Here is a 19,622-nt window from a genome sequence, read left to right as displayed (position 1 = left end):
GGTTTGTGGCATAGTGAGTTCACCGTTTTCTTGCTCTAATGGATAAGAACATCACACAACAAACAATAAATTGATGATCGATTTGACGATCATTTTCAGTGTTTTCTAATACCTCCATAGACAAATTGGAGGTCCAACGATGAGTAACCAGCAACCATTTATGCATTTCGATGCCATCCCAGATTATCGCCAACAAGGTAAAGTCGAGCACAAGTTAACTGATATCATTTTGTTAACAATTTGCGCGGTGCTTTCCGGTCAAGATGACTGGAAAGCTATCCATCTTTACGGCACTAGATGGTTAGATTTTCTCAAACGCTTTGGTGATTTTAGTCATGGTGTTCCCTCTGCCATTACCATTGCAAGAGTGATGGGAATGATTAGCGCGACACGCTTACAAAAGTGTTTTATCGAATGGATGAAATCCTGCTGTGAACTGACGGACGGTGAAGTGATCGCCATAGACGGTAAAACCGTGCGTGGCTCTTATGATGATTCCCGTGGGCTTGGTGCTATCCATATGGTTAATGCGTTTGCGACAGAGAATGGCGTGTGCCTTGGACAACATAAAGTTTACGAGAAGTCCAATGAGATAACCGCTATCCCTGAGTTGCTTCAACTGCTTGATATATCGGGTTGTTTAGTCACAATTGATGCGATGGGATGCCAAAAGAAAATCGCGCAAAAGATCCTTGAAAAAAACGCTGATTACTTGCTGGCCGTGAAAGGAAATCAAGGCCGACTTGAGCAAGCTTTTGATAACTATTTTGATATGAGCATGCTGCAAAAACATGATGGTGATTCTTACAGTACCCAAGAAAAATCGCGAGGCAGACAGGAAACACGACTGGCTTTAGTGAATGAAGATTTAAGTGTTTTGGGCGATCTTGAGTTTGATTGGCCAGGGCTAAAAACGATGGGAATTGTGGTATCGATTAGACAAGAATCAGCAGTGGCCCAAGAGTCAGAAGTAACGGTGCGATATTATATTAGTTCGAAAGCGCTCAGTGCTAAAGAATTGTTAAATGCTTCACGCTCGCACTGGTTAGTCGAGTCGATGCATTGGATGTTGGATACTGCATTTGGTGAAGATGCTTGCCGTAAACGAGCGGAAATCTTTGCGGATTTGCTGCTCGAAGGCGCTATCAAAAAAGATGTCCCTGTGCTGTTTACCGATGGCACTGAAGCGGAAGCGATTAAATTATTCGCCAATACTTACTTAGCGATGCGTGTGGCCTATTTCAATGAATTAGATACCTATGCAGAGAGCCGTGGCTTGAACACACGTCAAATCATCGAAGGGGTGTCTTTAGACCCACGTATTGGCAGCCATTATAACAACCCTTCATTTGGTTACGGCGGTTATTGCTTGCCGAAAGACACCAAGCAGTTACTGGCTAACTATGACGATTTACCGAATAACCTCATTAATGCGATTGTGGAATCAAACCGTACCCGTAAAGACTTTATTTCGGATGCGATTATTGCCAAAGCGCCCCGTAAAGTGGGGGTATATCGTTTAGTGATGAAAGCGGGCTCAGATAACTTCCGCGCCTCGGCGGTACAAGGTGTGATGAAACGCATCAAAGCCAAAGGTATTGAAGTGATTGTGTATGAGCCGGTGCTTAAAGAGGACGAATTCTTCCGCTCCAAAGTGTATCGTGATCTTGAGGCATTCAAAGCCGATAGCGATATTATTTTAGCCAACCGGATGGTGCCTGAACTCGAAGATGCCGCAGAGAAAGTGTATACACGTGATCTGTTTGGCAATGATTAACCGATAGGTTAAATTTATCGTTCTGCTTTTGCCAAAAATTTACCTTCGCTATAAACTACCTAAAAAATTATATTAAACATGTACACGTATAAGTGGGATGATGATAGCAACCCATCACTTATACCTTATCTAAACATTTTTTATCATAGGATGGTCTTGTGCTTAGTAAGCGTCTCCCACTAACACTACTCTCAGCCAGCATTTTGCTCACCGGCTGTACCGTTACCCCTGGTGTCTATATGTCTACATCAGGCAAAAATGTCGTCGACACTGGCGATCGTGATATCTCTAAATTTGTGGATATCTACCCGATTTCACCAAAACTGTTAGATGAGATGTACGTGGCTCCAGTGATCGCCAAGCCAAACCCGACACTTGAAAAGCAACTTTCAACTTATGAATATCGTGTGGGTGTGGGGGATGTGTTAACCATCACTGTGTGGGATCACCCTGAATTAACTATTCCAGCGGGTTCTTATCGTAGCGCTGCCGACGCAGGTAACTGGGTTCATTCCAATGGCACCATTTACTACCCTTATATCGGTAACGTGAAAGTTGTTGGTAAAACACTGTCGGAGATCCGTAATTTAGTCAGCAGTAAACTGGCTACCTATATTGAATCCCCACAAGTGGATGTCAGTATTGCGGCATTCCGCTCACAAAAAATGTATGTTTCTGGTGAGGTCGCAAAACCAGGTACATTGCCAATTACCAATATCCCTCTGACCGTTCTGGAAGCCTTTAATAACGCGGGCGGTCTCACCGAAAAAGCCGATTGGGACAATGTCGTACTCACCCGAAATGGTAAAGAAATTAAACTCTCATTGCAATCATTGGTACAGTATGGCGATATGACCCAAAACTACCTAATGATCCCAGGCGATACACTTTATGTACCACGCAACGACGGGCAAAAAGTATTTGTGATGGGTGAAGTCGGCCAGCCAAATACCCTAACTATTGATCGTGCAGGTATGAGTATCACTGAAGCACTGAGTAAAGCAGGGGGTACCGATCAAACAACCGCTAATGCAACCGGTGTGTTTGTTATCCGCCCAATTAAAAACCAAACCTCTGGTGATAAAGAACTTGATGCGTTGCTACCGAAAAAAATGGCAGCGGTGTATCAGTTAGATTTATCGGATGCCACGGCAATGGTAATGGGTACAGAGTTTAAACTACAACCATACGATCTGGTCTATGTTACCGCCGCGCCTGTGGTACGTTGGAACCGTCTGATCACTCAATTACTACCAACCATCGCGACCTATAATCAGTTAACTGAAGGTACAAAACGTATTCACGACTGGTAATCGTCATGTTTAACAATATCCTAGTTGTTTGTATGGGTAATATCTGTCGCTCCCCCACAGGGGAGCGTTTATTGCAGGCCCATTTCCCCAATAAAAAAGTACACTCTGCTGGCATTATTGCCAAAGACAATCGCCCCGCTTATGACAGTGCCATCCGTATCGCACAGCAACATGATCTCTGTTTAGACAATCATCAATCACGACGTTTAACCAGCGAATTATGTAAAGAAGCAGACTTAATCCTAGTGATGGAAAACGATCATATTGATAGGATCCATCAACAGTTTCCCGAAACTCGTGGCAAAGTCATGTTATTCGGCCAGTGGCTTAATAAAACCGAGATCCCAGATCCACATAAACGCAGTGATGAAATGTTTGAACATGTTTATCAACTGATGGAAAAAGCCGTTATACAGTGGCAAGGGAAAATTTAATTTTAATTTTGGAAGGCTTAGCATTTAACTGATTATGAACACGACAAAAAATAGCTCCCCTGCCTCGGATGAGATCGATCTGCTGGCGCTTTTTAAAGTATTAAAGTCCAGTTATCTTAAAATCGGCTTTTTTACTCTGTTTTTTATTTTGCTTGCAGCAGCTTACAGTTTTTTAGCTACCCCTATCTATCAAGCTAATGCGACACTGCAATATGACAAAGCCAGCCAAGTTTCTCTTGTTGACCAAATGAGTGAAATGATGCCTTTGTCTAATAGCAATGGCCAAGTCGATTCCGAAATTGAAGTCATTAAGTCACGAATGGTGCTGGGCAAAACCGTGACTAACCTGAATTTAGATACTCAAATCGCACCAGCAGGCTTTTTTGATAAGCTGTGGGGCGATCAAACCGATGCTGTCGTGGCTCTCTATTTAGTCCCCGAAGACTTTATTGGTAAACCCGCAACTTTGACCTATTTGGGTGATAACAAATATTCTCTCAATATTGAAGGCCAAGTTCTTGAAGGCACCGTTGGTATTCTTTTAAAACAAGACGACATTAGTTTATTGGTTTCATCCTTAGTTGCAGAGGTTGGTCAAGAATTTACCTTAGTTAAAAATGCGCGTTATTCAACCATTGAAAATCTACGTAACACTTTAACTATTGCCGAAGTGGGTAAAGGAACCGGTATTATCAATATGGCCATTAAAGGTGCTGATAAAACCGAAAACGTGCAAATCTTAAACAGTATTATTCAAAATTACGTCGACCAAAATACCGAGCGTAAAAAAGAAGTCACAAATAACACCTTATTATTCTTAGATGAATATCTGCCTAAGATTAAAACCAAGCTGGATAACTATGAAAACCAGCTAAATACCTTCCGTAAAAAGAATGAATCTATCGACTTATCATTAGAAGCCAAATCCGCCCTTGATAGTGCTTTGCAAGTCGAAGAAAAGTTAAATGAACTCACCTTTAAAGAGGTTGAAATTCAGCAGTTGTATACACGTAATCACCCTGCTTACCAATCACTGCTTGATAAGCGCCAGCAGCTGTTACGTGAGAAAGAGAAAATCAGTAAAGCGATTCAAAAACTGCCGAATACTCAACAACAAATTGTTCGTTTAACCCGTGATGTAGAGTCTGAGCAAGCTATCTACAATCAATTAGTGGCAAAACAGCAAGAACTGAGTGTATTAAACTCAGGGATCACTGCTGATGTGCGTATTATTGACTCTGCCGAATCTCAACCGAATGCCGTAGCACCTAAGAAAGCATTAATCTTAGTATTAGCTGCAATACTGGGCTTTATTGTGGGTTGTGCATATGTGATTGCTCGTGAGTTCTTTAATAATAAAATTAAAGGCACTGAGGATATTGATGCACTGGGTATCAACGTCTATGCCACTATTCCTTTCTCTAGCTATGAGAAGAAATTAATTGCAGAAGGTAACAAGCACCCACTCGCGTTAGAAAACCCTGCCGATACGGCGGTTGAAGCCATTCGTTCTTTGCGTACTAGTGTTTACTTCTCGGTCATGAACCAAGGTAATAATCTGGTTATGGTCACCAGTGCTTCACCGGGTGTAGGTAAAAGCTTTGTTACCTCCAATATGGCGGTGGTGCTAGCAAATGCAGGCAAAAAAGTATTGTTAATCGATACTGACTTACGTAAAGGCCGTATCCATAAAGCCTTTGGATTAAGCAATAAATTAGGTCTATCCGATTATCTCTCGCAATCAGATACTAGCCAGCCAAATATTCATAGCAATGTGATTGAAAACCTCGACGTGATTTGTCGCGGTAAGAATGTCACTCACTCTTCTGAATTGCTGATGAGCGAGCGCTTTAAACGTTTACTTGATACGGTGAAAGGTCAATACGATATCGTCGTGATTGATACTGCGCCAATACTGGCAATCACCGACTCAGCTATTATTGGTAAGTACGTTGGGACCTCATTGCTTATCGCCTATTATGGTGTGAACACGGTGAAAGATATTGAGCTATCGCTCAAACGCTTTAAGCAAAACGATATCGAAATTACGGGGGTGATCTTAAATGGTATCGATGCCAAGTCAGACGATTATAATTATGTTTATGAGTACTAGGAAAGTACAATGAAAAACGCAAAAGTATTAGTCACTGGTGGTCTTGGCTACATTGGTAGCCATACCTGTGTACAGATGATCGAACAAGGCATGCAGCCAATTATTTTAGATAATCTCTGCAATGCTAATCCTGAAGTACTAAATCGCATTGAAACCATTACTGGCACTAAACCTATTTTCTACGTCGGTGATGTACGTGATAGCAAAATTTTAGATACCATTTTTGCTGAACATAAAATTGCATCGGTGATTCACTTTGCAGGGCTAAAAGCCGTGGGTGAGTCAGTTCAAAAACCGATTGAGTACTATGACAATAATGTTAATGGTACTTTGGTTTTAATCACATCAATGCAAAAAGCGGGTGTAAAAAGCCTCATTTTTAGTTCTTCCGCGACGGTGTATGGTGATCCTGAAGAAGTACCGTTAACTGAAGAATCGAAAGTAGGTGGTACAACCAACCCATATGGTACTAGCAAATATATGGTTGAACGCATTCTTACCGATTTACATATTGCGCATGATGAATGGTCACTGACTTTATTACGTTATTTTAACCCTGTCGGAGCTCATACTTCAGGTTTAATGGGGGAAGACCCTCAAGGTATTCCAAATAATTTGACCCCTTATATTGCTCAAGTTGCTGTTGGTCGTCATAAAGAAGTGATGGTATTTGGCGCTGACTACCCAACACCAGATGGTACTGGTGTTCGTGATTATATCCATGTTATGGATTTAGCGAGTGGACACATTGCTGCCTTGAATGGTGTTAGTCAAAAAGCAGGGCTCCATATTTATAATTTAGGCACCGGTAAAGGCACTAGTGTATTAGAAATGATCGCTGCTTTCGAAAAGGCATCAAGCAAACAGATCCAATACAAAATAGTTGCTCGCCGCCCCGGTGATATTGCTGAGTGCTGGTCTAGCCCTAATAAAGCCTTTACTGATTTAGGCTGGCAAGCTCAGTACTCCGTGCAAGATATGGTGAACGATAGTTGGCGTTGGCAATCGCAAAACCCTAATGGCTATAAATAGATTTATTTTATTTAGGTTAACATATGAATATTGATATAGATTCCTTTGCCCTATATATTGGCGTTAAAGCGGAATATTTAGCTATGCTATATAGAACTACATGTGAATTAGAAGGATTGCCTTTACCTAAAAGAAATAGGCACGGTAAGGTAAAAATGAGTGAGGTTTTAATTTTTAAACAACACTTTGAAGATAAAACAAAGAATATTAATGAGAATAAAACATTAAGTTAAATTATCACTAAAGCTCAAAGAGCTTTTTGTTTTAAAAGCTAGCGCTCGGTTGCTGGCGATCAAGTGTCTTGCCCAAAATGTAAAGGCGTCTACGCGATTGTAGAGGGCTTTACCACAATCAAATACAATGGAAAAAATCTTGCTCTAGCGGGAATGAAAACTCCCTGTGGCGTTGCTTTGATTGCATCACAGAATTCAATTACAGGTAAATAATTTCATTTGTATTTAGATATAAATACTATGTGTTGTTATTCTGTTTCTAATAGTGTAATTGTCACCATAGTAAAATTAGCGCCTAGTTAATAGGTTGAATTAAATAAAAAATAATACCATAATAGCCTTCTTTACGGATATCCGTAAAGAAGGCTTGAAATAGAGTTTAGTTTTATTTGCGTTTTAGCCTATGGATGTCATTGGGATACCAATGCATCATTTATTCTCCCCTCTAAGGGAGGAAAGCGGCTTTACCCTTATTCTGTTATCCTATCTACCCACCCGTATGATAAACATATCCTCCACTGTGAAAAATCCCTCCTTGTTCAAGGCAAACATCTCGTCCATAGCGTTCATAGTCAAAGTAATGGGATAACTGACCCAGTTGGGCTAAATCATAACAACCACTTTCTTCTATCCAGTAATAACCTAAATCATATTCATTATTGACCCCCGCTAATTGCTGGAAAGAATCTAAATTATCCGCTAAATGAATTAAATCATGGATTGAACTCGTTGAAGCTCCGATTTCAATTGCCGCCTGATAAAGGTCAATTTCATCAGGCGATAACATGGCTAATCGCGAGGCTAACTCGTTCAACTCATCTAAAAGGCTGTATTCTGAAATGTAAGAAGAAAGGCCATCAATTGAAGATTCATAGTCCGTCAAGAAATACTCTTCATACTGAATACCATCAATGCCAATCCGCATTAAACACTGTTCTATTTCTTTTGAGGTTGCCGGAAGCTCAAGCCACTCACCAACCAGTTCACCTTCGTTATATTTACCTAAATTCGTAATAAAAACAGAAATCATTCCCGATTTTAGGCATGGGGAAGCCGTCGCAGTTTTACGCATATTCGTGTCCTATTATTGATGTATTGTGATTTAATTAATGGCGATATTTTGATAAAGGGAGCTATTTCCCTTTAGAAGCTGATGTTGATATAAAATCCCCATCAGCTGAAAAACAGGCAACTCGCTTTAAAGCGTGATTAATGAGGTTTTAGATCAGGATAATGAGCAGACTGACAGATCCGATAATGTGTTAAGTTTTCTATCATGATCTCAATTTGCGTGGGTTAAAACGAAAAAAGCCCCTGTCCAATAAACTAGGGTCAGTTCAGACTCACAGACTCCTAAGAGATGAAACCCCATCAGGGGTTTCCGTTAACTTATGGCTATCAATCAAACGTGTATTCACACTCGATACATTCATAACGGTCAAATACCACGCCATCTAAAGCTGAACCACTCACAGCCCCAGCAGTAGCTCCAGCGACTAAACGTCCAAATAGAGCGCCTACCGCAGCACCAGCAATCGTCCCTACAACAGGAACAGCAGAGCCGATAGACGCTCCAGCTAGTGCGCCTGATACGCCACCAGCAACAGATCCTGTCTTTTTCCCGATATGACGTTCACGAATGCGAGTTGAATCGCAGGCTGGGCAACGAATGTAATTTTCCATGATAATTTCCTTTTAGGTTGATTTAAAAGCAAAAAAGCCCCAGTCCGTGAGGACAGAGGCTTTTAGTGGTGTATAGATATTGAATAAGACGTATTACGATATAGTGATTAATGACTATGCTTTTTGGCGATTAAAATTCCCATGAACAATATTGCCACCATTTCGCAATGAATCGATATAGTCGGCATGCTACCGTAGTATTCGACTCCTCGTATTGAAAATGGATCTCCTATATGACATGGCTAAAGTTTTAGTGATTCATTGGATTATTCAACTTTGCAAAGTCGAATGGCGAAATCGTTTGTTCCCGATTAGCATCCAAATAATCCGCCCACCACTGCACCATTAATCGGCGTTGATCAATATGTTCTGCCTTATGAATATAAGCAGCCCTCACTGAGTTACGTTCTTGGTGGCTCATCTGACGTTCTACGGCGTCCTTAGACCACAATCCGGACTCAATAAGTGAACTGCACGCCATTGTTCTAAAACCATGCCCACAAATTTCAGTTTTGGTATCATAACCCATGACGCGCAAGGCCTTATTGACCGTATTTTCGCTCATAGGCTTAAAGGGATTATGAGCGCCCGTTAGGATCAATTCATGCTCACCTGTCCATGTCCAAATTTCTTTCAGTATAGTGATGGCTTGGTGGCTAAGGGGAACTAAATGCGGAGTGCGCATTTTAGCGCCCCTGTGTGAGAATTTAACGCCGGGTATAGGCTTTCGCTGAGCAGGAATAGTCCATAAGGCTTTATCGAAGTCAATTTCAGACCAACGCGCATAGCGAAGTTCGCTTGACCTAATAAACACTAATAAATTTAACATCACGGCTAGGCGAGTGACGGATTGCCCTTTATAAGCATCGATACGGGCAATGAGTTCAGGTAGGCGGTCAAGGTTAAGAGCTGGACGGTGTTGGCGTTGTACGGTCGTTACAGCCCCTGCGGTATCAATAGCAGGGTTATAGCCAATAATACCGGATTGCACCGCATAACGCATGACAGCAGAAATACGTTGCTGTAAACGCGCAGCTATCTCATAAATCTCTTTACTTTCTGCTGCACGGATAGGAATAAGCAGGTCAGGGGTTTTGAGGGTAGTGATATCGCGTAATCCAATATAAGGAAAGACATGCGACTCCAAACTCTTTAAAACCTTTTCACTGTGTGATTCAGACCATTTTTTATTGCTGGCATGCCATTGTCTTGCGATGGTTTCAAAAGAGAGATTAGCATCAGAAGCTGCTTTAGCCACACGTTTTTGTTCGCACGGGTCAATACCGTCAGCAATCAACTTTCTTGCTTCATCACGTTTTAAACGCGCCTCTGATAAAGAGACATCAGGGTATAAACCCAAGGCTAAGGTTTTCTCTTTACCTAAGTGGCGATAGCGTAATCGCCAGTATTTAGAACCATTAGTGTGAACCAATAAGTGCAGACCTGCACCATCGGTTAATTTATAGGATTTCACATCGGGTTTAGCCGCCCGAATTTTAGCGTCAGTCAGTGCCATAGTGAGCTTCCTGAGAGATAAAATGGGTACAAAATTCTATCGAACTAGTGTATACCCGCAATTGTACCCGCACAATGGGGTTGATGTGGGTAGAATCGAGTAGAATTCAGTGGAGTTGAAACTTTGGGAGAGTGTTGATTTTAGCGGGCTTTACAAACAAAAACAGACGTCGGTTGACGTCTGTTGATAATAAGGTGGTGCCCGGACTCGGAATCGAACCAAGGACACGGGGATTTTCAATCCCCTGCTCTACCGACTGAGCTATCCGGGCAACGAGGCGTATTAAACCTGATTTCACTGTGGGAGTCAAGGCAGATCCACAAAACTTTCTACCGGATGCGCTTTTTTTCAACATGTTAGACAATGATTGAGCAAGATGAATAATAAAAAAGCAGAAAAAATAAAAAACACTCGCAAACGATAGGTTTAAACGAGTGTTTTTTGTACTATAGACTATCATTGTTAACGACGATAGTTTTTCTGTGCCTTATTTACTTTAATCAGATAATTGCGGGACTCAGCAGCAGGGTGTTTAGTTGAAAGGGTTTCATAAACGTCACCCGGCTCTAAATTGTTAATTTTGACTGCGGCCTGTTTTTTATCATTATGGAACACTCTTAGCACACTACCAGCACCACCATTATAGGCTGTTATTACCGCATAACGACGTGAGGTTGGGTTTTGGATCTCACCCAAATAGCTGTTTTGCAGAATTGCTAAATAGGCAGTACCCGTATCGATATTTTTTTCAGGATCAAATAGGTAACTACGGCTAGGTACACCAGACTTACCTTGTGAGCGGAAGACATCTTTACCTGCTGTGTTAGGCATGATCTGCATTAATCCCAATGCATCTGAACGGCTAACTGCATAAGGGTTGAAACTCGATTCAATTTGCATGATGGCTAAAATAAGCGATTCATCAACACCATATTTAGCTGAAGCTTTTTTGATAAACGGTAAATATTTGTGGGCACGTTTGTCTAAGTGGTTAGGTACTAGCTGCATGGTGACACTCCAGACAACATTCATACCTGATTGACGACGTTGTAATTTGTTAGTAACTAAGTAGTCTGCATATTTAGTTGCTCGCCATTCCCAGCGAATGGCTTCACCTGTATTATCTAATACTTGCCCAAACAAGAAAGGCTCTTTACTGTGAGGGATATCATTAATATCAGAATATAGATCGATAGAATTGGGGTCATCACCCATAAGTAGGGTGGTAACAATTGCTTTTTTTAGGTGTTCTGAGGGCTCTACAGCAGAAATAGTTTCTACTGTGATGGTACCTGCATCAAAATTGATATGACTACGTGTGCGGTATTCATCAGTATATTTTACATAGTCTTTTGGTCCTGCAATCAGGACTTCTTTGATCCCCCAAATGTTTTCAATATTATGAGCAAATTGGCCCATAAGGATATCGAACCCATTGGTATCTTTCACATAATTGGGATTATAATCAGACTCTTTATTGCTGGAGCAGGAGATCAATAAAGGCACCAGCAGCGTCAATGCGAGCAGTTTTTTCATATATTCCACAGTATTTAAAAAGCGGTCTACCAAAAAATGTCGGTAGACCAATCAATTATTTTTCGGGTGTGTAGCCGTCGATATGAATATCGTGTCCTTCAAATAGGAACTTAATCATTTCTTGTTCAAGCATCTTACGATCATCAGGGTTCATCGTGTTCAATTTTTTTTCATTGATTAGCATGGTTTGCTTTGTCATCCATTGACCCCAAGCTTCTTTTGAAATTTCATTAAAAATACGTTTTCCTAGCTCGCCTGGGTAAAGTTGGAAATCTTGCCCATCAGCATCACGTTGTAAAAAAGTACAAAAAATAGTTCTACTCATTATTTTTTCCTCAGAAGATCAGGCGGTACGGCAAGCTGTTGAAGTAAGCTTTCAACCGGCGCAGCGAGGCCGATTGTTGCACCGAGATTTAAGTTATACCAAAGTCCTTTACCTTCATCCATCGCTGAAGTAAATGCCTGAATACTCACTTTAACAGGAATAATATCCAGATGAAAATGGCTGAAAGTGTGGCGAAACGCAATTAATTGTTCTGGAACATCATGTTTTATCCCTGATTGGGTAAGCCATTGGTTCATCAGTTGTTGCGTTTCAAATTGAGGGAAAGCGAATAGCCCTCCCCAGATACCAGAAGGTGGGCGCTGTTCAAGCCATACTTGGTTTTCATATTGTAAAATCAAGAACCAAGCTGTTTTTTCAGGAATTTTTTGTTTTGGTTTTTTACCGGGATAGTTTTGCCATGAGTGATTTGCATATGCCACACAGCCTAAATTTAGGGGGCATAGTTCACATTTAGGTTTGCTGCGTGTGCAAACCATGGCACCTAAATCCATCATAGCTTGGTTAAAAAACTCGACACCCTCGTTAGGTGTGACATTAGTACTGATTTCCCACAATCGGTTTTCGACTTCTTTCTTTCCAGGCCAGCCATCAACCGCATAGCAACGAGCTAATACTCGCTTAACGTTGCCGTCGAGTATCGGGTAGTTCTGTTGTTGAGAGAGAGAAAGGATCGCGCCTGCGGTAGAGCGACCAACACCGGGTAGGGCGACAACATCATCAAATGTGGTTGGAAATTGCCCTTGAAACTGTTCGGCGATAACTTTGGCGGCTTTATGGAGGTTTCTGGCTCGAGCGTAGTAACCCAAACCAGTCCACAAATGAAGTACTTCATCCAATGGGGCATCTGCTAGTGCTTTCACATCCGGAAAACGACTAATAAATTTTTCAAAATAAGGGATAACAGTACTGACTTGAGTCTGTTGGAGCATCACTTCAGAGAGCCATACATGATAAGAGGTCTTTTCTTTTTGCCATGGCAAGGTCTTACGGCCGTATTTGTGATACCAGTTAAGCACGGCGAGCGAAAATTGTTGAGCTTCCATTGAGTATATTATTTTTATTAAATCGGTTGAAATCAGTGTTAGTCAGGATTGCAACATAGACAAGACAAGCTGTAAACCGCTTATTGTGTGGTTGAGTGTAAAGTTATCCAATTTTCACCTGCAACCTTGGTTGAGTTTTGGTAAACTCCCTGCTCTTTCTATCAAGCCTGTATTATTAGTCATTTTACTAACTTGTTGAAAATAGTAGGCAGATATCGTCATTTTTAGCATATTTACTTGATTAGGCAATTAATTCTCAGAACTTTTATATTATGATCAATAACGTCATTTCCCCAGAATATAATGAAGAAGGGCGGGTTATGCGCCGCGTTCGTAGTTTTGTCCGTCGCCAAGGTCGTCTGACACAACGCCAAGAAGATGCGCTACAAAGTGAATGGGAGGCTATGGGCATTGATTTTGTTCCTCAACCTTTCGATTTTACCGCTGTTTTTAATAACGCCAACCCAGTTGTATTAGAAATTGGCTTTGGTATGGGCGCGTCTTTAGTTACGATGGCGGCGCAAAACCCTGAAAAAAACTTTTTGGGGATCGAGGTTCATGCGCCGGGTGTCGGTGCATGTCTAGCATCAGCTAAAGAAGAAAATATCACTAACTTGCGCGTGATGTGCCACGATGCAATCGAAGTATTGGACACGATGATCCCAGATGGGAGCTTATCGATGGTTCAGTTATTCTTTCCTGATCCATGGCATAAGGCGAAACACAATAAGCGTCGTATTGTGCAAACGCCTTTTGCTGATAAAATCCGCACTAAGCTTGCGGTAGGTGGTGTTTTCCACATGGCGACAGATTGGCAACCTTATGCGGAGCATATGTTAGAAGTCATGACTCATGCTCAAGGCTATAAAAACCTGTCAACAACAGGGGATTATGTTCCTCGCCCTGAAACACGACCAGAAACAAAATTTGAAAAGCGCGGCCAGCGGTTGGGGCACGGTGTATGGGATTTAATGTTTGAGAGGACAAAATAATGGCTAAGCAACAACGCAGTCGTCGTTTACGCAAAAAATTACGTATTGATGAATTTCAAGAATTAGGTTTTATCGTTAAGTGGAGCTTTGAAGAAGGCACGCCAATCGAAGAAGTCGATCGTGCAGTTGATGCATTGATTGCAGAAGCGATTGAACCAAATGGTTTAGCTTTTGAAGCTAGCGGTTATATGAGCTGGGAAGGAATTGTTTGCCTACAAAAAATTGGTAAATGTACTGAAGAGCACCGTGCAATCGTTGAAAACTGGCTGAAATCAAAAGGTATGAAAGATATCGTTGTTTCAGAGCTATTTGATGTTTGGTGGGAAGAGTAAGTTCAGAACTGAACATTAAGTAGGACAACAGTCGTTATCCTGCTTTGTTAGCAGCTTCAAGGCATCCTTATAGGGTGCCTTTGTTTTCTGGAGTGAAGTGCAGTGAGCAGTCAATTTTCCAATCAGCTACTGAACGATATTTTAGACCAAGTGCGGCCTTTAGTGGGCAAAGGGGCCGTGGCAAATTATATTCCAGCGTTAGCGAATGTCTCTCCTCATCAATTAGGTATCGCTGTTAATACCGCTGATGGCGATATTTTTATGGCGGGTGATGCTGAAACTCGTTTTTCCATTCAATCAATATCAAAAGTACTTAGTTTGACATTGGCAATGACGCGCTATGAAGAAAAGGAAATTTGGAGCCGTGTAGGTAAAGAGCCTTCAGGTTTGCCATTTAATTCATTAATTCAATTAGAAATGGAAAAAGGCATCCCTCGTAATCCTTTTATTAACGCAGGGGCGATTGTCATTGCTGACATGTTGCAGTCACGTTTAAGTGCTCCCAAGCAGCGCATGTTAGAGTTTGTCCGAAAGTTGGCCTGTGAACCTGATATTAGCTATGACATGACAGTGGCGCGCTCAGAGTTGGATCATGCTAGTCGTAATGCGGCAATTGCTTTTTTAATGAAGTCATTTGGTAATTTTGAGAATAATGTACTTACAGTTCTCGAAACTTACTTTCATTATTGTTCTCTAAGTATGAGCTGTGTAGAGCTTGCGCGTTGCTTCTCTTATTTGACCTCTCAAGGGATGTCATCATGCTCAGTTGACCCTATCATTACACCGTTACAATCGCGGCAGATTAATGCCTTAATGATGACTTGTGGTATGTATGATGGCTCAGGTGAATTTGCTTTTCGTATTGGCATGCCGGGTAAATCAGGGGTTGGTGGGGGAATTGTTTGTATTGTGCCGAATCAGTTCTCTGTTGCGGTATGGGCACCTGAGTTAGACTCAGCAGGCAACTCACTTGTTGGATGTGCAGCTCTCGAACTATTATCAAAACGCATTGGTCGTTCTGTATTTTAAGTATCATCAATAGGAGTTACTATGTTACGCCGTACTTTAATTGCATTTTCACTATTGGCTTGTGCAACCAGCCAAGCTGCTGATTATAAATGTTCAGTGACGCCTAAAGACGATATCTTTATGACGCCTGCTAATATTCAGGTCGTTGGTAGCAATGGCGATTTGAAAATTACCCCCCAAGGTGATGTGACTTTAAATGGTCAAAACGTGGCGGTAACAGAGCAACAGCGGCAGCAAGCTATTCGTTACCAAACTGCTGTTCGTAACGATATCCCATGGATCAAACAAGAAACACAAAAGAAACTGTCAGCTTCAAGGAATACCTTAGATAAGGTTGTGATCCGTGTGATTGGCAATGACAGTAATGTGCGTAAGCGCTTAACTAAGCTTGAAAGTGATCTGAATGGTCAAATTAATCAGGTAATTGAGACACGTGCTGATGGCTACGCATTCCATCACCAAGCAATGAATAAAGTAGAAACGCAAGGGCGCCAATTAGTTAATGATAGCTTAGGCGGTATGTTACAAGACAGCATCAATGAGATGGGACGTAAACAACTGCTTTCTGGTGGTGATAGCAGTAAGGCTTTACAAGGCTTACTCGGTAATTTAGGTGGTTTACAACAAGATCTGGAAGCTGAATGGAAAAATCAAGAGAACAGTTTCCAACAATTTGGCCAGCAAGTATGCGGTAAAGTGACCTCTTTAGAACAGCAACGCATTTCGTTAATGAACTCCCTCAAATAAATCTTTTCTACCGTTTATCAAAGGCAGTAGGCATTGATGTTTACTGTCTTTTTGTTATCAGTAAAATGTGATGACATTATCAATAATAAGAATCGAAATGAAATTGATTCTTATTTAGTTGACTTATTCACTTCTCATTCTAGAATGCGTGTTTGGCTTAGTGACTATTGGTATTGTTAATATGAAAAAATTCATTCCTGCTGTCCTTGTTTCTCTACTCTCTTTTTCTGCACCGTATGCATTGAGTGCTGAATCAGCCTCATTTACCCCTAACGCGGTGATTGCTCAAGGTACTGAAAAGCTTAATATTAAGCACTTATCGGGCGAAACTGAAGTCTCTAAAAAACCGCAAAAGGTGGTTTTATTTGATTTTGGTATTTATGATTCAATGCAGAAATTAGGGCTTGGCGATAAAGTGATTGCATTACCAATGGGGAATGCGCCTGCATATATTAAAGATAGCATTCCTGCAACGATGCACAATGCAGGTGGAATGAAAGAACCTGATCTCGCCAAAATTGCTGAATTAAAACCTGATCTCATTGTGATCACAGGCCGCCAAGGTAAGTCTTATGATGCATTATCAAAGATTGCACCAACAGTAAATTTAGGCATCGATAGCAAACATTATATTGACTCAGTAAAAGCGAATATCAATTTAATTGGTGATCTGTATGGTGACCAAAAAGCCGTCGAAGCTCAACTAACTCAATTAGATAAATCGATCGCCTTAGCGCAAGATAAAGCGCAAAAATCACAATCCAAAGTATTGGTATTGCTACATAATGACGGTAAATTGATCCCAAATAACCAAAGCGTTGTGTATGATGTGGTTAAAGCTCAGCGTGCTGAATTGCCTGAAGTGGCAGAAGCCGATAAATCAAAACGTCGCGTCGTTGATACTAAAACAATTGCGCAGGCTAACCCTGATGTGATTTTAATTGTTGATCGCAGCGAAGCTATCGGCGCAGGTAAGCTAGATAAAACGGTTTTTGAAGATAAAAATATTCAAGAAACCAAAGCTTATAAAAATGGCAAGATCACCTATCTTAAATCTGACTTATGGTATTTGTCAGGTGGTGGTTTAGTGAGCCTAACTGAGCAGATTGATGCGGTAGATAAAGCGTTATAATGATACTAAGAGCCCGCTACTAAAGCGGGTTCTTATTACTCTTCGCCGAGAAAAAGCTCTAATAGTGAGTTTAAAAACAATTTACCGTGTTCTGTAATTTGCCATTCATGTTCAGTTTCAGTGATATAGCCTTTTTGCAAAGCGTCATCCAATGCCGCTCTGACTGTGGATTCCGGTAGCCCTGTATAATCACTAAACTCATTTCGCGGCATGGCTTCTAATAGCCTAAAACGGTTCATAAAATATTCAAATGGCAGGTCTTCTGCGGCGACATTATAGGATTGTTGTAAGTAACGTCCTTCCATATAGCCACGTGGATGCTTGGTTTTGATGGTACGTAAAATACGTCCATCAGTACATGTAACCTTACCATGAGCACCACAGCCTATCCCTAGATAATCGCCAAAGCGCCAATAATTTAAATTATGTTGGCATTGATAACCGGGTTTAGCATACGCGGAGGTCTCATATTGTTGATAACCCGCGGCGGTGAGTAGCTGGTGGCCTTGTGAATAAATGTCCCACAAAGTGTCATCATCAGGCAGTGTCGGTGGACGTGAGCCAAATTGTGTATTTGGTTCAATGGTTAACTGATACCAAGATAGGTGCGGAGGTGATAACTCTATCGCTTGGCGTAGATCTGACAAGCCTTCATCACGGGTCTGCGACGGTAATCCATGCATTAAATCTAAGTTAAAACTGCGCAGATGTAGCTCAGTGGCTAACTTAGCCGCCCGTTTGGCTTCTTGTGGGCCATGAATACGGCCAAGTGCAATTAATTTATCATCACCAAAGCTTTGTACACCTATGGAAATACGATTAATACCTGCTGCTTGGTAACCTGAAAAACGTTCTGCTTCGACGGTTCCAGGGTTGGCTTCCATGGTGATTTCAGCTTGAAGATCGAGATTGACGCGCTGGCGGACGCCATCCATCAACATTTGCATTGATTCAGCACTTAACAAACTTGGCGTCCCGCCACCGATAAAAATAGTTTTAACCGAGCGATCGCCTATTAATGCAACATCGTGATCTAAATCTTGCAGTAGATGCTCAACATACTTTCTCTGGGGGATTTCCCCTTTCAGAGTATGTGAGTTGAAATCACAATATGGGCATTTTTGTACACACCAAGGAATGTGAATATACAAACTTAATGGTGGCAGCTTAAGCATTTTTGAGTGCATCCAGCAGCATAGCTAATGCTTTCCCACGGTGTGAAACGGCTTGTTTCTCTGATTTACTCAGTTCTGCTGAGGTACAGTTAAGCTCAGGTACATAAAAAATAGGATCGTAGCCGAACCCCCCCTGACCACAAGGTTCATGGGTGATCACACCGTGCCAGCGACCATGAAATACCAGAGGAGTAGGGTCTTCTGCATGACGTAAATAAACGAGCACACAGTTAAATTGTGCCTGACGCTGTCCATCAGGCACTGATTTCATGGCCTCTAATAATTTATGCAAATTTTGCTCATCGGTGGCATCTTCACCTGCATAACGCGCAGAGTAGATACCTGGAGCACCACCAAGTGCATCGACCGAGATCCCTGAGTCATCTGCAATAGCAGGCAGTCCAGTCTGTTTTGCTGCATGGCGAGCCTTTAAGATCGCATTTTCAATGAATGTCAGCCCTGTTTCTTCTGCGGACTCAACGCCTAGAGAGGTTTGGGCAATAATGTCCATCCCAAAATCACGTAGGAGATCGGCTAGTTCATTCACTTTTCCCGGATTACCGGTTGCTAAAACCACTTTTTGCATTGTTGATAACTCTTATTACATCACACCAATTGAATAGAGAATGCCTGTTAAGGTTGGGTCTATCATCAGTGATACATCCAAACGTAAATAATTCAGTGCAATCAAAATAAACATGACAATCATCGCAGAAAAATCCAATCCACCCATTGCTGGGATAATGCGACGAATTGGCGCCATTAATGGCTCAGTTAATTGATACAGCAAATAATCGATAGGGTTACGGCCTTGACTAACCCAACTCATTATCGCCCTAATTAATATCATCCAAAAAATTAATTTACCGATATAAGTAAGCAGTAAAATAATCCCAATTGGGATGATGGTGATCCCCATAATGGGTAAAGTATTCGTTGCCCAAAGGCTAAAAATAATACTGGCAAGCGCTAAGACAAACGCGACCACAACTGACGCAGTATCGATTGGGCCAATAGCAGGTATGACGCGACGTAATGGGGTCACGATAGGCTTAGTTGCTTTGACCACAAATTGTGAAAATGGGTTATAAAAATCAGCACGTACCCATTGCATCCAAACACGTAGCAGTAGGACAAAAATATAAAGTTGAATAATGGTGGTAACAACAAAAAGTAAGGTCTGCATATC

The 19,622-nt window shown here is 41.5% G+C and carries 20 protein-coding genes, 1 tRNA gene and 1 pseudogene; 12 read left to right on the top strand and 10 right to left on the bottom strand.

Features of this window, described 5'->3' with window-relative positions; translation table 11 throughout:
* Positions 1 to 139: 139 nt before the first annotated feature.
* From SC428_RS14485 to SC428_RS14455, 7 genes and pseudogenes are all read left to right on the top strand, one after another.
* A complete protein-coding gene (locus tag SC428_RS14485) occupies positions 140 to 1,777 on the top strand; it encodes an ISAs1 family transposase (RefSeq protein ID WP_318708347.1) in 1,638 nt (545 codons plus the stop codon).
* A 158-nt stretch (positions 1,778 to 1,935) separates the two neighbouring features.
* Positions 1,936 to 3,090, top strand: a complete 1,155-nt coding sequence (locus SC428_RS14480; protein WP_318708345.1) for a polysaccharide export protein — start codon at positions 1,936 to 1,938, stop codon at positions 3,088 to 3,090.
* Positions 3,091 to 3,095: 5 nt separating this feature from the next.
* Positions 3,096 to 3,524 carry a protein tyrosine phosphatase gene (locus SC428_RS14475; protein WP_196737387.1) on the top strand — a complete coding sequence of 143 codons (429 nt, stop codon included), beginning with the start codon at positions 3,096 to 3,098 and terminating at the stop codon, positions 3,522 to 3,524.
* Between the two features lie 34 nt (positions 3,525 to 3,558).
* A complete protein-coding gene (locus tag SC428_RS14470) occupies positions 3,559 to 5,637 on the top strand; it encodes a polysaccharide biosynthesis tyrosine autokinase (protein ID WP_318708342.1) in 2,079 nt (692 codons plus the stop codon).
* 9 nt (positions 5,638 to 5,646) lie between these two features.
* The gene (galE, locus tag SC428_RS14465; RefSeq protein WP_159242411.1) at positions 5,647 to 6,669 is read left to right on the top strand and encodes a UDP-glucose 4-epimerase GalE; all 1,023 of its coding nucleotides are present in this window, start codon (positions 5,647 to 5,649) and stop codon (positions 6,667 to 6,669) included.
* A gap of 23 nt (positions 6,670 to 6,692) precedes the next feature.
* Positions 6,693 to 6,902, top strand: a complete 210-nt coding sequence (locus tag SC428_RS14460) for a hypothetical protein (RefSeq protein ID WP_071547800.1) — start codon at positions 6,693 to 6,695, stop codon at positions 6,900 to 6,902.
* Between the two features lie 60 nt (positions 6,903 to 6,962).
* Positions 6,963 to 7,115 (top strand): annotated as a pseudogene (locus tag SC428_RS14455) (PAAR domain-containing protein); the annotation flags it as partial.
* Positions 7,116 to 7,389: 274 nt separating this feature from the next.
* Here the strand turns inward: SC428_RS14455 and SC428_RS14450 are convergent.
* The 7 genes from SC428_RS14450 to mutY all read right to left on the bottom strand — a co-directional run bounded on the left by SC428_RS14450 (position 7,390) and on the right by mutY (position 13,026).
* Positions 7,390 to 7,974: an antirestriction protein ArdA gene (locus tag SC428_RS14450; protein WP_318708332.1), complete on the bottom strand. Its 585-nt coding sequence runs from the start codon at positions 7,972 to 7,974 to the stop codon at positions 7,390 to 7,392.
* Positions 7,975 to 8,300: 326 nt separating this feature from the next.
* The gene (locus SC428_RS14445; RefSeq protein ID WP_318708330.1) at positions 8,301 to 8,585 is read right to left on the bottom strand and encodes a hypothetical protein; all 285 of its coding nucleotides are present in this window, start codon (positions 8,583 to 8,585) and stop codon (positions 8,301 to 8,303) included.
* Between the two features lie 250 nt (positions 8,586 to 8,835).
* Positions 8,836 to 10,101 carry a tyrosine-type recombinase/integrase gene (locus tag SC428_RS14440; RefSeq protein ID WP_318708328.1) on the bottom strand — a complete coding sequence of 422 codons (1,266 nt, stop codon included), beginning with the start codon at positions 10,099 to 10,101 and terminating at the stop codon, positions 8,836 to 8,838.
* Positions 10,102 to 10,296: 195 nt separating this feature from the next.
* Positions 10,297 to 10,372 (bottom strand) — tRNA-Phe (locus tag SC428_RS14435).
* Between the two features lie 191 nt (positions 10,373 to 10,563).
* Positions 10,564 to 11,637 carry a membrane-bound lytic murein transglycosylase MltC gene (gene mltC / locus SC428_RS14430; RefSeq protein WP_070926588.1) on the bottom strand — a complete coding sequence of 358 codons (1,074 nt, stop codon included), beginning with the start codon at positions 11,635 to 11,637 and terminating at the stop codon, positions 10,564 to 10,566.
* A 55-nt stretch (positions 11,638 to 11,692) separates the two neighbouring features.
* Complete coding sequence (locus tag SC428_RS14425; RefSeq protein WP_070926586.1) at positions 11,693 to 11,962, bottom strand: oxidative damage protection protein; 270 nt, start codon at positions 11,960 to 11,962, stop codon at positions 11,693 to 11,695.
* Entirely contained in the window at positions 11,962 to 13,026 is a 1,065-nt protein-coding gene (gene mutY, locus SC428_RS14420; RefSeq protein ID WP_070926584.1) for an A/G-specific adenine glycosylase, read from the bottom strand. Before mutY ends, SC428_RS14425 begins: the two co-directional genes overlap by 1 nt.
* A gap of 272 nt (positions 13,027 to 13,298) precedes the next feature.
* On the opposite strand from mutY, the gene trmB reads away from it, so the two are divergent.
* From trmB to SC428_RS14395, 5 genes are all read left to right on the top strand, one after another.
* A complete protein-coding gene (trmB, locus tag SC428_RS14415) occupies positions 13,299 to 14,018 on the top strand; it encodes a tRNA (guanosine(46)-N7)-methyltransferase TrmB (RefSeq protein WP_070926582.1) in 720 nt (239 codons plus the stop codon).
* Positions 14,018 to 14,350: a YggL family protein gene (locus SC428_RS14410; protein WP_070926580.1), complete on the top strand. Its 333-nt coding sequence runs from the start codon at positions 14,018 to 14,020 to the stop codon at positions 14,348 to 14,350. The genes trmB and SC428_RS14410 overlap by 1 nt, the downstream gene beginning before the upstream one ends.
* A 102-nt stretch (positions 14,351 to 14,452) precedes the next feature.
* Entirely contained in the window at positions 14,453 to 15,379 is a 927-nt protein-coding gene (gene glsB / locus SC428_RS14405) for a glutaminase B (protein WP_070926578.1), read from the top strand.
* Between the two features lie 21 nt (positions 15,380 to 15,400).
* Positions 15,401 to 16,126: a DUF2884 family protein gene (locus SC428_RS14400; RefSeq protein ID WP_140182043.1), complete on the top strand. Its 726-nt coding sequence runs from the start codon at positions 15,401 to 15,403 to the stop codon at positions 16,124 to 16,126.
* Positions 16,127 to 16,307: 181 nt separating this feature from the next.
* Entirely contained in the window at positions 16,308 to 17,258 is a 951-nt protein-coding gene (locus SC428_RS14395; protein ID WP_070927039.1) for a siderophore ABC transporter substrate-binding protein, read from the top strand.
* Positions 17,259 to 17,293: 35 nt separating this feature from the next.
* On the opposite strand, the gene hemW is transcribed toward SC428_RS14395, so the two are convergent.
* The 3 genes from hemW to SC428_RS14380 are packed head-to-tail and all read right to left on the bottom strand — an operon-like array spanning position 17,294 to position 19,619.
* Entirely contained in the window at positions 17,294 to 18,433 is a 1,140-nt protein-coding gene (gene hemW, locus SC428_RS14390) for a radical SAM family heme chaperone HemW (RefSeq protein WP_318708317.1), read from the bottom strand.
* Complete coding sequence (locus SC428_RS14385; protein WP_140182039.1) at positions 18,426 to 19,019, bottom strand: XTP/dITP diphosphatase; 594 nt, start codon at positions 19,017 to 19,019, stop codon at positions 18,426 to 18,428. The genes hemW and SC428_RS14385 overlap by 8 nt, the downstream gene beginning before the upstream one ends.
* A gap of 15 nt (positions 19,020 to 19,034) precedes the next feature.
* Positions 19,035 to 19,619, bottom strand: coding sequence for a YggT family protein (locus SC428_RS14380; RefSeq protein WP_070926570.1), 585 nt, complete (start codon positions 19,617 to 19,619; stop codon positions 19,035 to 19,037).
* Positions 19,620 to 19,622: the final 3 nt, after the last annotated feature.

The organism is Providencia sp. 2023EL-00965, assembly GCF_033550225.1.
Taxonomy (GTDB): Bacteria; Pseudomonadota; Gammaproteobacteria; order Enterobacterales; family Enterobacteriaceae; genus Providencia; species Providencia manganoxydans.
This window is presented reverse-complemented; position numbering and strand designations above follow the sequence as displayed.

What these genes read in the sequence shown, in the direction of transcription:
- SC428_RS14485 (WP_318708347.1), top strand. Translation starts at nt 140, where the DNA reads ATGAGTAACCAGCAACCATTTATGCATTTCGATGCCATCCCAGATTAT.
- SC428_RS14475 (WP_196737387.1), top strand. Translation starts at nt 3,096, where the DNA reads ATGTTTAACAATATCCTAGTTGTTTGTATGGGTAATATCTGTCGCTCC.
- SC428_RS14470 (WP_318708342.1), top strand. Translation starts at nt 3,559, where the DNA reads ATGAACACGACAAAAAATAGCTCCCCTGCCTCGGATGAGATCGATCTG.
- galE (WP_159242411.1), top strand. Translation starts at nt 5,647, where the DNA reads ATGAAAAACGCAAAAGTATTAGTCACTGGTGGTCTTGGCTACATTGGT.
- SC428_RS14460 (WP_071547800.1), top strand. Translation starts at nt 6,693, where the DNA reads ATGAATATTGATATAGATTCCTTTGCCCTATATATTGGCGTTAAAGCG.
- SC428_RS14450 (WP_318708332.1), bottom strand. Translation starts at nt 7,974, where the DNA reads ATGCGTAAAACTGCGACGGCTTCCCCATGCCTAAAATCGGGAATGATT.
- SC428_RS14445 (WP_318708330.1), bottom strand. Translation starts at nt 8,585, where the DNA reads ATGGAAAATTACATTCGTTGCCCAGCCTGCGATTCAACTCGCATTCGT.
- SC428_RS14440 (WP_318708328.1), bottom strand. Translation starts at nt 10,101, where the DNA reads ATGGCACTGACTGACGCTAAAATTCGGGCGGCTAAACCCGATGTGAAA.
- mltC (WP_070926588.1), bottom strand. Translation starts at nt 11,637, where the DNA reads ATGAAAAAACTGCTCGCATTGACGCTGCTGGTGCCTTTATTGATCTCC.
- SC428_RS14425 (WP_070926586.1), bottom strand. Translation starts at nt 11,962, where the DNA reads ATGAGTAGAACTATTTTTTGTACTTTTTTACAACGTGATGCTGATGGG.
- mutY (WP_070926584.1), bottom strand. Translation starts at nt 13,026, where the DNA reads ATGGAAGCTCAACAATTTTCGCTCGCCGTGCTTAACTGGTATCACAAA.
- trmB (WP_070926582.1), top strand. Translation starts at nt 13,299, where the DNA reads ATGATCAATAACGTCATTTCCCCAGAATATAATGAAGAAGGGCGGGTT.
- SC428_RS14410 (WP_070926580.1), top strand. Translation starts at nt 14,018, where the DNA reads ATGGCTAAGCAACAACGCAGTCGTCGTTTACGCAAAAAATTACGTATT.
- SC428_RS14400 (WP_140182043.1), top strand. Translation starts at nt 15,401, where the DNA reads ATGTTACGCCGTACTTTAATTGCATTTTCACTATTGGCTTGTGCAACC.
- SC428_RS14395 (WP_070927039.1), top strand. Translation starts at nt 16,308, where the DNA reads ATGAAAAAATTCATTCCTGCTGTCCTTGTTTCTCTACTCTCTTTTTCT.
- hemW (WP_318708317.1), bottom strand. Translation starts at nt 18,433, where the DNA reads ATGCTTAAGCTGCCACCATTAAGTTTGTATATTCACATTCCTTGGTGT.
- SC428_RS14385 (WP_140182039.1), bottom strand. Translation starts at nt 19,019, where the DNA reads ATGCAAAAAGTGGTTTTAGCAACCGGTAATCCGGGAAAAGTGAATGAA.
- SC428_RS14380 (WP_070926570.1), bottom strand. Translation starts at nt 19,619, where the DNA reads ATGCAGACCTTACTTTTTGTTGTTACCACCATTATTCAACTTTATATT.